At 72.3% G+C, this 12,666-nt stretch carries 10 protein-coding genes, 1 tRNA gene and 2 pseudogenes; 7 read left to right on the top strand and 6 right to left on the bottom strand.

The features are described 5' to 3' along the window. Position 1: 1 nt before the first annotated feature. The 3 genes from ACIQM0_RS34635 to ACIQM0_RS34625 all read right to left on the bottom strand — a co-directional run bounded on the left by ACIQM0_RS34635 (position 2) and on the right by ACIQM0_RS34625 (position 2,735). Positions 2–982, bottom strand: coding sequence for a bifunctional MaoC family dehydratase N-terminal/OB-fold nucleic acid binding domain-containing protein (locus tag ACIQM0_RS34635; RefSeq protein ID WP_401294484.1), 981 nt, complete (start codon positions 980–982; stop codon positions 2–4). After that, a complete protein-coding gene (locus ACIQM0_RS34630; protein ID WP_401294482.1) occupies positions 979–2,154 on the bottom strand; it encodes an acyl-CoA dehydrogenase family protein in 1,176 nt (391 codons plus the stop codon). Before ACIQM0_RS34630 ends, ACIQM0_RS34635 begins: the two co-directional genes overlap by 4 nt. Before the next feature lie 269 nt (positions 2,155–2,423). Further along, positions 2,424–2,735 carry a hypothetical protein gene (locus tag ACIQM0_RS34625; protein WP_401294480.1) on the bottom strand — a complete coding sequence of 104 codons (312 nt, stop codon included), beginning with the start codon at positions 2,733–2,735 and terminating at the stop codon, positions 2,424–2,426. A 312-nt stretch (positions 2,736–3,047) separates the two neighbouring features. Here ACIQM0_RS34625 and ACIQM0_RS34620 point away from each other — a divergent pair, with 312 nt between their 5' ends. From ACIQM0_RS34620 to ACIQM0_RS34610, 3 genes and pseudogenes are all read left to right on the top strand, one after another. Continuing rightward, complete coding sequence (locus ACIQM0_RS34620) at positions 3,048–3,914, top strand: bifunctional DNA primase/polymerase (RefSeq protein WP_401294478.1); 867 nt, start codon at positions 3,048–3,050, stop codon at positions 3,912–3,914. 187 nt (positions 3,915–4,101) lie between these two features. Beyond that, a tRNA-Trp gene (locus ACIQM0_RS34615) sits at positions 4,102–4,176 on the top strand. A 130-nt stretch (positions 4,177–4,306) separates the two neighbouring features. Then, positions 4,307–4,519, top strand: a pseudogene (locus tag ACIQM0_RS34610) (IS5/IS1182 family transposase); the annotation flags it as partial. 87 nt (positions 4,520–4,606) lie between these two features. On the opposite strand, the gene ACIQM0_RS34605 reads toward ACIQM0_RS34610, so the two are convergent. From ACIQM0_RS34605 to ACIQM0_RS34595, 3 genes are all read right to left on the bottom strand, one after another. Continuing rightward, positions 4,607–7,108 (bottom strand): FtsX-like permease family protein, encoded by a 2,502-nt coding sequence (locus tag ACIQM0_RS34605; protein WP_401294476.1) that lies wholly within the window; start codon positions 7,106–7,108, stop codon positions 4,607–4,609. 104 nt (positions 7,109–7,212) lie between these two features. Then, complete coding sequence (locus ACIQM0_RS34600) at positions 7,213–7,968, bottom strand: ABC transporter ATP-binding protein (RefSeq protein WP_401294474.1); 756 nt, start codon at positions 7,966–7,968, stop codon at positions 7,213–7,215. Then, entirely contained in the window at positions 7,965–8,210 is a 246-nt protein-coding gene (locus ACIQM0_RS34595) for a hypothetical protein (RefSeq protein ID WP_401294472.1), read from the bottom strand. Before ACIQM0_RS34595 ends, ACIQM0_RS34600 begins: the two co-directional genes overlap by 4 nt. Before the next feature lie 189 nt (positions 8,211–8,399). On the opposite strand from ACIQM0_RS34595, the gene ACIQM0_RS34590 reads away from it, so the two are divergent. The 4 genes and pseudogenes from ACIQM0_RS34590 to ACIQM0_RS34575 all read left to right on the top strand — a co-directional run. Continuing rightward, complete coding sequence (locus ACIQM0_RS34590; RefSeq protein ID WP_401294470.1) at positions 8,400–9,689, top strand: sensor histidine kinase; 1,290 nt, start codon at positions 8,400–8,402, stop codon at positions 9,687–9,689. 65 nt (positions 9,690–9,754) lie between these two features. Next, positions 9,755–10,414, top strand: coding sequence for a DNA-binding response regulator (locus tag ACIQM0_RS34585; protein WP_401294468.1), 660 nt, complete (start codon positions 9,755–9,757; stop codon positions 10,412–10,414). Between the two features lie 148 nt (positions 10,415–10,562). Further along, positions 10,563–11,438 (top strand): CPBP family intramembrane glutamic endopeptidase, encoded by an 876-nt coding sequence (locus ACIQM0_RS34580; RefSeq protein WP_401294466.1) that lies wholly within the window; start codon positions 10,563–10,565, stop codon positions 11,436–11,438. A 281-nt stretch (positions 11,439–11,719) separates the two neighbouring features. Continuing rightward, a pseudogene (locus tag ACIQM0_RS34575) lies at positions 11,720–12,534 on the top strand (IS5 family transposase); the annotation flags it as partial. Positions 12,535–12,666 lie beyond the last annotated feature (132 nt).

Raw genomic sequence — 12,666 nt, 5'->3', positions numbered from 1 at the left:
GTCAGGCCTCGCTCCCCCGGAAGACCGGCAGTTCCAACTCGGGGTCCGTACGCAGGAACTCCAGCCGGACCGGCATTCCCACCCGCACCTTGTCGTACGGCACCCCGACCACGTTGCTGACCATCCGGACGCCCTCCGCGAGCTCCACCAGCGCCACCGCGTACGGCTCGGCGCCCTCGGACGTGCTGAACGCGGGGAAGGGCGGGTGATGCATCACGACGTACGAGAAGACGGTGCCCTCGCCCGATGCCTCGACCGTCTCCCACGCGGACGACCCGCAGGCATTGCAGCCGGGCAGCCAGGGGAAGCGCAGGGTGCCGCACGCGTCACAGCGCTGGATCAGCAGCTGGTGCGCGGCGACGCCCTTCCAGAATCCGGCGTTGTCCCGGTTGATCACCGGCCTGGGCCGCAGGCTCCCGCCGCCCTGCCGCTGCCCGGACCGCGCCGCCCCTTTGCCCTCCGTCTTTCCCTTCACCGCCGCCGGGCGGTACTTGAGAATCCGGAAGCGGTGCGTCCCCGCCGGCTCGTCCTGCGCCCGGACGTCCATGCGCGTGGTGATGAAGTAGCCGGTGCCCAGCTTCGTCGTCTTCCGCTCCGACACCGTCTCGATCACCGCGTCGAAGGTGATCCGGTCGCCGGGCCGCAGCGGCCGCAGGTACTCCTGCTCGCAGTCGGTCGCGACCACCGAGCCGTACCCGGCCCCGTCGAGCAGGCCGAAGAGCTCGTCGTAGGCCTCGCCCCGGTCCGTGTGCCCCGACAGCCCGCCCATCGTCCACGCCTGCAGCATGGCCGCAGGGGCGATGGCGTCGGGGCCGGCGTACGCGGGGTTCGTGTCCCCCATGGCCTCGCACCAGTGCCTGATCATGGGCTCGTTGACCGGGTCCTTGCCACTGCCGGCGGTGGCGGCCGGCCGGCCCTCGTACACCCTGAGCCGCTCGTACAGCTCGTCCCGCACGCCCTGCCTGCCCTGCCCGGCCGTCACCGCTTCCCCCTCTTCATGCCGAGCCGCATCGTCGCGACGATCTCCCGCTGCACCTCGCTCACCCCGCCCCCGAAGGTGTTGATCTGCGCCGCCCTGTTCATCCGCTCCAGCTCCCCGTCCCCGAAGGCGCCGGGCGAACCGCCCCGGATCATTCCGGCATCGCCCGTGATCTCCTGGCACATGCGGTACACCTCCACAGCGCTTTCGGTTCCCACGAACTTCACGCCGCTCGCCTCGCCGGGGGCCAGCGCACCGGCCCCGACGTCCCCCACCAGGCGCCAGTTGAGCAAGCGCGTCGCGGCCAGCCGGGCATAGGCCTCGGCCAGCCTGGACCGGATCCACGGCTCGTCAACCGGACGCCGCCCCGTCACTGGATCGGGCGTACGGGCGAAGGTGAGCGCCGCATCGTAGAAGTCCTCGGCCTGCATCCCGATCGCGGCCAGGGCCACCCGCTCATGGTTCAACTGGTTGGTGATCAGCCCCCAGCCGCCGTTCTCCGCACCGACCAGCCCGGTGACGGGCACCTGCACGCCGTCGTAATACGTGGCGGTCGTGGTCAGCCCGCCCACGGTCTCGATCGGCGTCCAGGAGAAGCCGGGCGCGTCCGTCGGCACGAGGATGATCGAGATGCCCCGGTGCTTGGGCGCCTCCGGATCCGTACGGCAGGCGAGCCAGATCCAGTCCGCGTTCTGCGCGTTGCTGGTGAAGATCTTCTGCCCGTCGATGACCCACGAGTCGCCCTGCCGTACGGCCCTGGTCCGCAGCGCCGCCAGGTCGGTACCGGCCTCCGGCTCGCTGTAGCCGATGGCGAAGACGATCTCACCGGCCAGGATCCGCGGCAGGAAGTACTCCTTCTGCGCCTCGGTCCCGTACTTCATCAGGGTGGGGCCCACGGTGTTGAGGGTGACCATCGAGACGGGGGCACCCGCCCGGTAGGCCTCGTCGAAGAACACGAACTGCTCGTCCGCGCCTCGCCCCTGCCCGCCGTACTCGACGGGCCAGCCGAGCCCCAGCATCCCGTCCGCGCCGATACGGCGCAGCAGTCGCCGCTGCTCGGCCGGGCTCCCGGCCACCGGGCCGGTCCGGTGGCCGGACTCCGGCATCACCTCGCGGAAGTACGTGCGGAGTTCGGCGCGCAGCTGTAGCTGGCGCTCCGTAGGGGCCAGGTGCACGGCGGCTGCCTCCCGGGAAAGGCCTGCGGATCAGGGTTTCTGACTGTCCGTCAGATTCCGTTCACCTGTCAAGGCACCCGACAGCGGACGCTCACCGCCCCCTCCCCCTTTCACCCCTCCCACCCCCTTCATCCCCGCACTCCCCCTCCTCACCGTCACCCCAGGGAACGACGAACGGCCTGCGTGCCGCCACCGAAGTGACGTCACGCAGGCCGTCGTTCCCCCCGACCGCGGTCCGGTCCCCCGAACGGCCCGCGGCAGGCCCCGGATCACCAGAGATTGGTGAAGTTCACCGCGACGGTGTGGCTGGACTGGTCGATCGCCGTGAAGGCGGAGCCGTTCACCAGGGCGGAGTTGCTGTGGTTCGACGCCCCGTCCCCGACGGCCTGCTGCTGCGAGGTGGACGAGTTACCGAGGTTGAGCCCGCCGACGCCACTGCCACTGATCGCGGCCACAGCCGAGTTCGATCCGTCGTTCGCGAACGAGCCGTTGTCGGCCTGGGCCACACCGGCGAAGAGCGCGGCGGTGAGGGGCAGAGCGGCAACAACGGCGAGGGCACGAGCGGTACGGATGCTTGCCATGTCTATTCCTCCAGGAACCGAAAGCAGGGCTGGTACCGGGCCAGTTGGCCGACCGCCCGGGTGGTGGTCACGACGTCGCGAGATCAAGGTTGCCCACCATCACCCCGGCGAACCACCCACACTTTTCGATTCCCTCGCAAGCGTGATGAAGAGCTGATAAACCCCCAGACCTCACGGACTCGCAGGTCAGCCGGACGCACCCCTACAGCCCTTGCCCCGCAAGAGAAGAAGCGTTCCGCCACTCCACCCCGCGCCCCCGCTCCCGAACCTCCACCTCTTCCCTTATTCGAACGTTAGTACGAAAATAGAGGCATGGCCATCACCGACCGGCGAACCTTCACCCTGGCCCTGGCCCACGCACTGTCCGCGGCCGAACACGGGCTCCCCGTCATCCCGTTGTCCGCCACCAAGCTCCCCGCCCTGCGCTCCCCGCACCGCGACCAGGACCGGCCGAGCAGCTGCCGGGGCGCCTGCGGCCTGCCCGGACACGGCGTCCACGACGCCACCACCGACCCCGCCGCCGTACGCGCCCTCTTCGCCGCCGCCCCCTGGGCCACCGGCTACGGCATCGCCTGCGGCCGGGCCCCGCACCACCTCATCGGTATCGACCTCGACATCGACCCGACCGGCCGGAACGACTCCACGGCGGCCCTGCAACAGCTGGCGCTGCACCACCTGTTCACCATCCCGCCGACCGTCACGGTGCTCACCCCCAGCGGCGGCCGCCACATCTGGCTGTCCGGCCCGCCCGGAACGGCCGTACCGAACTCCGCGGGCCGGCTCGCCCCCGGCATCGACATCCGCGGCACGGGCGGCTACCTGGTCGGCCCCGGCTCGGCCACCACCCGCGGCACCTACCGGCTCGTCCCCGGCACCGGCAGCCTCCCGCCGGCCCCCTGCCCCCGCGCCCTCCTCCAGCTGCTGACGCCCCCGCCACGCACACACCGCCGCCACGGCCACCCCGACGACCGGGGCCAGGGCCTGATCCGGTTCGTCCTCGCGGCGGACGCGGGCCAGCGCAACACCCGTCTCTTCTGGGCCGCCTGCCGCGCCTACGAACACGGCTTCGGCGACACCCTGGCGGACGCCCTCACCGAAGCCGCGGTCCGCACCGGCCTCCCCGAACACGAGGCCCGCGCAACCATCGCCTCAGCGGCACGCCTCACCACAACCCGCTGAGAACGCCCGAGGTGACGGCGGGGGACGGCCGGTGTGCGGACATGCGGACAGCGCAGGGGAGGGGAGGGCAGCTGGGGTGAGCGCCGGTATTCCTCGGGCGCCCGTCGGCTCCCGGCCGTCCGAGCACGGCAAGAGCACAGTTACCGCCTCGGCCGCAGCGGGAGTCCTTACGATGGCGGACGGGTGCGGAGCTGTAGCGCAGAGGTCGTCGCGCGCGGTCTCCAAAACCGCGAGGACGCCGGTTCGAATCCGGCCGGTTCCGCCTTCCCGCTGTGTGCCGACCCACCGCGTGAAAGACCGCTTCCCCCTGACCTACGGGCTCGCAGCCCCGACCGGACCTGTTCTGATCATGGCCAGCATGGGCCGCTACCGCACACCGGAGAAACTTCACAACCTTCCGCACCCCGTACTACCACCACCGCGAACAACGCGAGCACTGCCAGTAGTTCAGCCGCGGCCACGCCCGGCTCGGAGCTCCCGGTGAACGCGCCTTCGCCCAGCTGGAGTCCTGGCGGATGCTCCGGCACGCCAGATGTTCCATCCGCCGCTTCGGCACCATCGTCCGAGCCTTCCACACGCTGCTGACCTGCGACTATTCAGGATGAAAAGAGGTTCACCGACGACGGCATTCCGGGAGGGCTGACCGGAGATGCCTGCAGAATTCATCGGGGGTGGCGGTGCCGGGTGGATCCTCACGCCGCCCGGATCGCGTCCGCCGGGGCTGTGCGCAGGGCCTGGCGGGTGGGGAGTTCGATCGTGAGGAAGGCCGTCGTCACGATCGTCGCCGCGATGGCGGGCAGCAGCCAGGCCGGGCCTGCCGGCCAGGGGCGGCCGAGGAAGCCCTGGCCGAGGAGGGCAAGGGGGAGGGCGGAGAGGAGCAGGCCGGAGGCGAGCGCCGCCGCTGCGATCACGGCCGCCTCGCGGCGCATCATCGCCCTGATCTGCTGCGGCGTCGTGCCGACCAGCCGCAGCGCGGCGATCTCCGTACGGCGCTGGGCCGTGGCCGCGACCAGCTTGTTGGCGATGCTGAGAAGAAGGTAGCCGAGGAGTACGGCGATCGTCGCCAGGTTGATCCACACCTCCGGTGGAGTGTCCTGCGTGCCGCCGAAGGCCGTTCCGGATGTGTTCTCCAGCGCCAGGCCCGGGTGTGACGCCGTCAGATCGGCCAGCGCGCGCGTCGCCGTCGCCGTGCCGTCCGTGCGGACGAGGAGGCTCTGGGTGAGGCCGGAGGTGGTATGACCCGCCGCGAGGTCCCCGGAGACGATCAGCGAGCCGAAGCCGAGGCCCCGGTCGTACACGGCCGCCACCCGCGCCTCGGTCCGTGTGCCGTCGCCGAGGACCAGCCGGATCCGCCGGCCGAGTCCGGCGTCCCGTGAACCGGCGACCTCGCTGCTCACGGCGACCGTGGCGCCGGTCAGGCCGGCCAGCCCGCCCGCCCGCACCCCGGGGTTGAGGAGCCCGGCCGCGTCCGGCGTGGCGATCAGCGCCGGCAGCGACTCCACATCGGGTTCGCCGAACATCTCGTACGGCCAGACGACGGTGGTCGAGCCGACAGGTGCGGCGGACCGCACTCCGGGCAGCTTCTGTACGGCGTCCCACGTGCCGGCCGGCAGGCCGCCGAGGGCCGGTGCGCTCAGCCGGTACTGCGCGAGTGTGCCGGTGCGGGTGTCCTGCGCGGTCGCCGCGAGGACGGTGGTCTGCGCGAGGGTGTAGGTCAGCACGAACACGACTGCCATCGCCAGCGGGCTGACCACTGCGGCGACTCGCAGCGGGTACGCCCGTACGTTGGCGAGGGCGAGCCAGGTCGGCGCGGGTGTCTCGGGCCGTAGCCGACGGACGACGGCCGCCCCGGCCGTGCGGACCAGGGCCGGGCCGCACAGGGCCAGGCCGATCGCGGCGCCGATCCCGGCGATGGAGGTGGCCGACGCGCCGATCACCGTGCGGGTCAGCAGCGGGGCGACGGACAGCGCGCACGCGGCGGCGATCAGCAGAACCCCGGTGAGGGTGCGGCTCTTCGACGGCTTGCGCGGTTCGCTGCGGGACTCGGCGACGGCCTCCGTCGCGGGCATCCGGGAGGTGCGCCAGGCCGCGCCCCGGGCGGAGATCTGAACGGTCAGCGCGAGCAGGAGGAGGGAGGCGACGCCGGGCAAGGGGCCGACAGTCAGAGGGAGTTCGTGGGGCAGGACGCCGCGGTCGGCGAGCATGTCGTGGAAGCGGCCCGCGAGGAGGTAGCCCAGGGCCACTCCGGGGGCCAGGGCCACGGCGGCTACCACGGAAGACTGCGCGGCGACCAGCCGGCGGATCTGCCGCGGGGTCGCCCCGACCGCCCGCATCAGCGCCAGGTCGCGGCGCTGCCCGGCGATCGACACACCCAGCGCGCCCGCCGTGACGAACCCGGTGATCAGCAGCACGATCCCGCCGAGCGAACCGGCCAGCAGGATCAACAGCGAGCGGGCCGTGCCGATGCCCGGCGCCACGGCCTCGCCGATGTCCGCGCCGGTGCGGACAATCAGCCCGGTGCCGGCCACCCGGCCGCGGACCGCGTCGGCGACCCGCTCGCCGCTTCCGGGCGTGGTGCGCAGGCCGATCAGGTCGTATCGGCGCGCGCCGTCGCGGCCCGCGAGCCGTACGGCCGTGGCGTCGGCGAAGTAGACCCCCGCGCCCGGTGCGTCGACCACCGCGGCGACGCGATAGCGCACGGCGGGGCGGCCACTCAGCACGGCCCGGACCCGGTCCCCGGTGCGCAGACCGGTGGCGGCGGGGACGGCGATCTCGCCCGCCCCGGCCGGCGCGCGGCCGATGACGCGCGGGTGGGCCAGCAGCTTGGTGGAGGACCAGCCGTGTCCGGCCGTCGCGGGGTCGTCGGCGGTCGGTAGGACCCGTGCCCGGGCGTCGACCAGCGCGGCCGGGAAGCCGAGGTCGCCGACCACGGCCGTCACCCCGGGCAGGCCCGAGAGCCGGTCGACCAGTGACGACGGGACCCGGGCGCGCTCGGGGAGGGCGAGCGGCAGGGTGCCGTCCGGGTGGTACTCCTGGTCGGCCGCGACGACGATGTCCGCACCGCCGAGCCGGCCCGGCGGCAACTGCGAGCGCAGCCCGGACTCGGCCAGCACACCGGTGCCGGTGATCAGGGCGGCCCCGCCGAGTACCGCGCACACCACGGCGAGCAGCGCGGTGATCCGGTGGGCGGCCATACGCAGGGCGATCGGGAGAAGGGGAAGGCGGGAAGGGGTACGGAAGGACGGGGTCCGAGGGGAAGTGGTGCGGGAGGCAGGAGTGCGGAGGCGCTCGGGCATGGTCAGCGGTCCCCCAACGCAACGAGGCGCTCGGCCAGTTGGGGCGCGGTGGGGTGGTCGAGGGCCGCGACGACCCGGCCGTCAGCCATCACCAGCGCCTTGTGGGCGCGGGCCGCGGCGGCGGGGTCGTGGGTCACCATCACCACCGTCTGGCCCAGTTCGTCGACCAGGGCGCGCAGCAGTTCCAGCACCTCGTGCGCGCTGCGCAGATCCAGTGCTCCGGTCGGCTCGTCGGCGAAGACGACGGTTGGCCGGGCGGCCAACGCCCGCACCAGGGCGGCGCGTTGCTGCTGGCCGCCGGAGAGCTCGGCGGGGCGTCGGCCGAGTTGGCCGGCCAGGCCGACGCGCTCGACCAGCGCCGTGATCCACTCCCGGTCAGGTGCCCGGCCGGCGAGCCGCAGCGGCAGCGTGATGTTGTCCTCGACAGTGAGGGACGGGATCAGGTTGTAGGCCTGGAACACGAACCCGACGCGTTCGCGCCGCAGTTCGGTACGGCGGGTCTCGCTCAGGCCGGCGATCTCGTGGCCGTCGATGCGGACGCTGCCCGAGGTCGGGGAGTCGAGTCCTGCCGCACAGTGCATCAGCGTGCTCTTGCCGGAGCCCGACGGGCCCATCACGGCGAGGAAGGTGCCGGGTTCGACGGACAGCGACACCTCGTCGAGGGCGGTCACTCCGCCCGGGTAGGTCTTGGTGAGGTGCTCCAGCGCGATGGCGGGGGCGGTGGCGGTGGCCCGTTCGGCGGTCGACGCGAGGTTCACCGGCGGCCGTCCTTCAGGCGGCGTACGACGAGGGCGGTGGCCGCGAGTCCGGTGACCGCGCCGCAGACGAGGTTCACGGTGACACCGGCTCCGGCCCAGGAGGCGACCATGTTGGCGACCGCGCTGATCACCAGGACCAGCCAGAGCAGGACGCGGGTGACCTCGCCGCGGGTGACGGCCGGGGCGGGGGTGTCGTGGTGGGCGTCGTGGAGGTTCAGTCGGTAGGGGTCGGTGGTCGCCATCGCGGGCTCCTTCGGCGGGGACTCGGCTGATGTCTCGGCCGGCGTCCCGGCTGATGTCTGCGACGCTACGGACCGAGCCCTCCTCGGCCGATCCCGCCAACCGCCGGATCGGTAGTACAGCCTGCTGTACTTCACGGTGAAGTGGGCCTTCCCCTAAAGTCGTTGGCGCACATCAGGAGCGGAGTGAAGATGACGGCCACCGACCCCACCCACCCCACCGAAGCAGACCTCACCGGAACCGCCGAGCGTCCGTGGGAGATCGCCGTCCAGACCCTGCGGGCCTCCGGCGCCGCCCTCGGGCAGCTGGTCGGCGGGCTCGGCACGGCGGCGATGGCGCTGGGTGTGCTGATGCCGGCGGCCCTCGCCGCGGTGACCGCGCCGGTCGGCGTGGGCCTGGTGCTTGCGCCGGCCGTCGTCCGGGCCCTGCACGCGCTGGCCGACCGGGAGCGGGAGCGGCTGGCCCGCTGGGGACCTGAGATCGTCGCCCCGGACCCGCCCCCGGCCGCGCTGCGGGCGGCCCTCGCCGACCACACCACCCGGCGCGAGCTGCGCTGGGCGCTGCGCCACGGCAGCCTCGGGTTGCTGCTGGGGCTGCTCGGGGTGTGGCTGCCGCTGGCCGCGTTCCGGGACACCCTCTTCCCGCTGGTGTGGCCATTCATGCCGCCGGACACCAGCAGCACGTCCTTCGGCTTCGGGGTGGCGCACACCTGGACGGGGGCGCTGTCGGTGAGCCTGGTCGGCGTCGGCTGGATCGCCGTCATCCTGGGCCTGACGCCGGGCATGGCCCGCCTCCAGGGCCGTCCCGGACGGACGCTGCTGGCGGCCGGCCCGGACACTGACCTGTCCTTGCGGGTGGCCGAGCTGACCGCGACCCGAGCCGCCGCGCTCGACGCCCATGCCACCGAACTGCGGCGCATCGAGCGGTCGTTGCATGACGGGACGCAGAACCGGATCGTCACGGTGACGGTGCTGCTCGGCGTCGCCCGGCGGATGGCCGCCCGGGACCCGGAGCGCGCCGACGAAGTCCTCGAACGCGCGCAGAGCGCCGCCGAGCAGGCACTGGCCGAACTGCGCGCGGTCTCCCGCTCGATCCTCCCACCGGTGCTGTCCGAGCGGGGGCTGGCGGGGGCGCTGTCGGGTCTCGCCACCGAGTGCGCGGTGCCGTGCCGGACGGACGTGGAGGCACCGGAGCGGTGTGCGGCGTCCGTTGAGGCCACGGCGTACTTCGTGGTCGCGGAGGCGCTGACGAACATCGCCAAGCACAGCGGGGCGAGCGGGGCGGCGGTCACCGTGCGGGCGCGGGGCGGGCGGCTGCATCTGCGGATCGAGGACGACGGGCGGGGCGGGGCCGACGAGGAGGGGGGCTCCGGGCTGACCGGCATTCGGCGGAGGGTGGCGGCCTACGACGGTACGCTCCGAGTGACCAGCCCGGCGGGCGGGCCCACGGTGCTCGACGTAGACCTGCCCTGCGGCACGTGACGCTCCAGGAGTCGCGGGCCTGGTCCACCGAACTACCTAGCACGACAGATGAGTTGGTTGACGATATGCGCATAGTGATGGCTGAGGACGACCCGTTGCTGCGCGAGGGGCTCGCGCTGCTGCTGGGTGCCGAGGGCCTCGACGTGGTGGCGAAGACCGGGACGGCCGAGGAGGCCCTGGAGGCCATCGAGGAGCACACACCCGACGTCGCGATCCTCGACGTGCGGATGCCGCCCACGCACACCGACGAGGGCATCCGCGCCGCGGTGGAAGCCCGGCGCCGCCGCCCCGACCTCGCCATGCTCGTCCTCTCCGCGTACGTCGAGCAGAGCTTCGCCACCGAGCTGCTCACCGGCGGGGTCGGCGGGCTCGGCTATCTGCTCAAGGAACGCGTCGGCAGGGTCGAGGAGTTCCTCGACGCGCTGCACCGGGTGGCGTCCGGCGGTACCGCCATCGACCCCGAGGTAGTCGCCCAGCTGTTCACCCGCTCCCGCCAGGACACCCGGCTCGAACGGCTCAGCCCGCGCGAACGGGACGTCCTCGCCCTGATGGCCGAAGGTCTCGGCAACAGCGCGATCGCGGAGCGCATGGTGGTCACGGACGGCGCGGTCCACAAGCACATCCGCAGCATCTTCGCCAAGCTCGACCTGGCCCCGGCCGACCGGGTGGACCGCCGGGTGGCGGCGGTCCTGCACTACCTGGAGGACGCGAGGCGACGGGGGTAGTACAGCCTGCTGTACCCGGGTTCGGGGTGTGCGCGGCAGTGATCGAGGAGCTCGGCGCTGGTGTGCTTGAGGCATCGCAAGGGCGGCGCTTGAAGGCCGCTCAGCAGCTGCCGAGCCGCCGCTCGGCCACCCCGAAGGGACACTCCCGGTGACGATCACCAGCCACCCCCAGCAAGGCTCGGCGCCACGCCAGTCCGCCATCCGCCGCCGGCCGCTCACCTGGTTCTTCGCACTGGCCCTGGGGCTGAGCTGGCTGGCCTGGACGCCGTACATCCTCTCCGAGAACGGTGTCGGCCTGTGGCATTGGACCTTCCCGGGAGGGGCGGTCGGCGGCCAGCTGCTCGGCGTCCTGCCTGGTGCCTACCTCGGCCCGATCGGTTCGGCGCTGCTGGTCATCGCCATCACGGAGGGACGCGCCGGACTGCGGGCGTGGCGGGGCCGGATGACGAAGCTGAGGGTGAGCTGGCGCTGGTTCCTGGTCGTGGCGCTCTCGGTGCCGACCGCGCTGACGATCACCACCGTCGGCCTGACCGGCCAGACCCCGGTGATGCCGCCGGCCGTCGTGCTCGCCGCGTACATCCCCGGCCTGATCATGCAGATGATCACCACCGGTCTGGCCGAGGAGCCGGGGTGGCGCGAGTTCGCCATGCCGCACATGCAGCGCCGCTTCGGTCCGTTGGTCGCCACCCTGGTCGTTGGTGTGCTGTGGGGCTCCTGGCACCTGCCGCTGTTCCTCACCGAGTGGGGCGGCGGCCCGGACGTCGACCTCTCCCGCCCGCTCGCCTTCATGGGGACGACGCTCGCGTTCAGCTTCGTGATGACCTGGGTGTTCAACCGCTCCCGCGAGAGCATGCCGCTGGTCATGCTGCTGCACACCAGCGTGAACAACTTCTTCTCCGTGGCGTGGTCGGACATGTTCCCGTCGGCGGAGATCGAGAGCACGACCTATGCCTTCCTGATCGCCTCGACGCTAGCGGCGGCGGTGATCCTGCTGAAGACCCGGGGACGGCTGGGCCTGCGCTGACCTGATACCGCGCCGCCCGAAGCCCCTGAAGCCTCCTCACCACGAGGAGGCTTCTCCCATGCCCTCGCCCTCACCTCCATCCACACGGCGCTTCGGCGATCCGGCCGTCAACCGCGTCGGACTCCGCGCACCGCGCCTCACCGGCGATGCCGCCTTCGACCTCGGCGCACCGAGCGACCGGCACCACTCGCCCCACGCCCCTCAAGCAGGCGCTCGAGTTGGGCACCGACCACATCGACACAGCGGCCTTCCACCACCCTTACTGATCAGTTCAAGATGAGTTGAGCGGGGGTCCGGCACGTGCCGATCTTGGCCGGCAGGATGTACGGGCGCGTGATGGTCTTGCCCCTGACGGCCTGCGGGAGCGGGTGGCCCCGCTGCCGCCCCCCGCTCCCGAACAACGCCACCGGCGCACTGGCCGGCCTCGCGTTCCGGACCGGGCAGCTCCCACCGACACCTGCACGCCCTACGGACCGGCATCGCCTGGCCCGACGTCCCGGCCAAGACCATGGACTGCTCCGGAGTCACGGCCTGGCCCCGACTACGAGACAGAACCGAGGCCGGCGCCCGGCCACGCCAGCACGCCGCCCCGCTGGCCGAACCGCGCCGCCCGGACTCACCGGACCCGGACGACCGCGCTGCGGACGCCCCCACGTCCGTGCCCTCACAGGGAGGGGGACCACGTCGGCCCCTCGCCTGCCGACCACGCCCGTCCCGGCTCCAAGCACCACCGGATCGTCGACCAGCACAGCACACCCCTCGCCGCCGCCCTCACCAGCGGCAACCGCCACGACACCACCCAACTCCCGCCACTGCTCGACACCATCACGCCGGTCAGGGACATGCGTGGACACCCACGGAGCACACCCCAGCGCCGGCACACCGAACGGAACTACCACTTCGACAAGTACCGCCACCTGCTGTGCAACGCGGTGTCAAACCACTGATCGCCCGACGCGGCGTCGCCCACGGCTCCGGACCGGGCAAGGCACGCCGGGTCGTCGAACGCGCCTTCACCTGGCTCCACCAGTTCAAACGACTCCGCACCCGCGACGAACGCAGAGCCGACCTTCGCCAGGGACCACTCGAACTGGCATCAGAAGCCGTTGTCCTATCGCTCTTGAGTGCGGTGTGGGAGTGTCATGAATCAGGTGTGGATCTCCCCGAAGGAGTGAGCCTGATGAGTACGACGACTGGTCACCTGATCGAGACCGTGGACGGTGTGTCG

This window comes from Streptomyces sp. NPDC091387, from assembly GCF_044756945.1.
GTDB lineage: Bacteria > Actinomycetota > Actinomycetes > Streptomycetales > Streptomycetaceae > Streptomyces.
Note: the sequence above shows the minus strand (reverse complement) of the source record. Positions and strands in the feature narration are given on the sequence as shown.

Bases quoted from the DNA above. Each gene is read 5' to 3' on its own strand.
- ACIQM0_RS34590 (WP_401294470.1), top strand. From the start codon at position 8,400: ATGACGGCCACCGACCCCACCCACCCCACCGAAGCAGACCTCACCGGA.
- ACIQM0_RS34625 (WP_401294480.1), bottom strand. From the start codon at position 2,735: ATGGCAAGCATCCGTACCGCTCGTGCCCTCGCCGTTGTTGCCGCTCTG.
- ACIQM0_RS34605 (WP_401294476.1), bottom strand. From the start codon at position 7,108: ATGGCCGCCCACCGGATCACCGCGCTGCTCGCCGTGGTGTGCGCGGTA.
- ACIQM0_RS34595 (WP_401294472.1), bottom strand. From the start codon at position 8,210: ATGGCGACCACCGACCCCTACCGACTGAACCTCCACGACGCCCACCAC.
- ACIQM0_RS34620 (WP_401294478.1), top strand. From the start codon at position 3,048: ATGGCCATCACCGACCGGCGAACCTTCACCCTGGCCCTGGCCCACGCA.
- ACIQM0_RS34585 (WP_401294468.1), top strand. From the start codon at position 9,755: ATGCGCATAGTGATGGCTGAGGACGACCCGTTGCTGCGCGAGGGGCTC.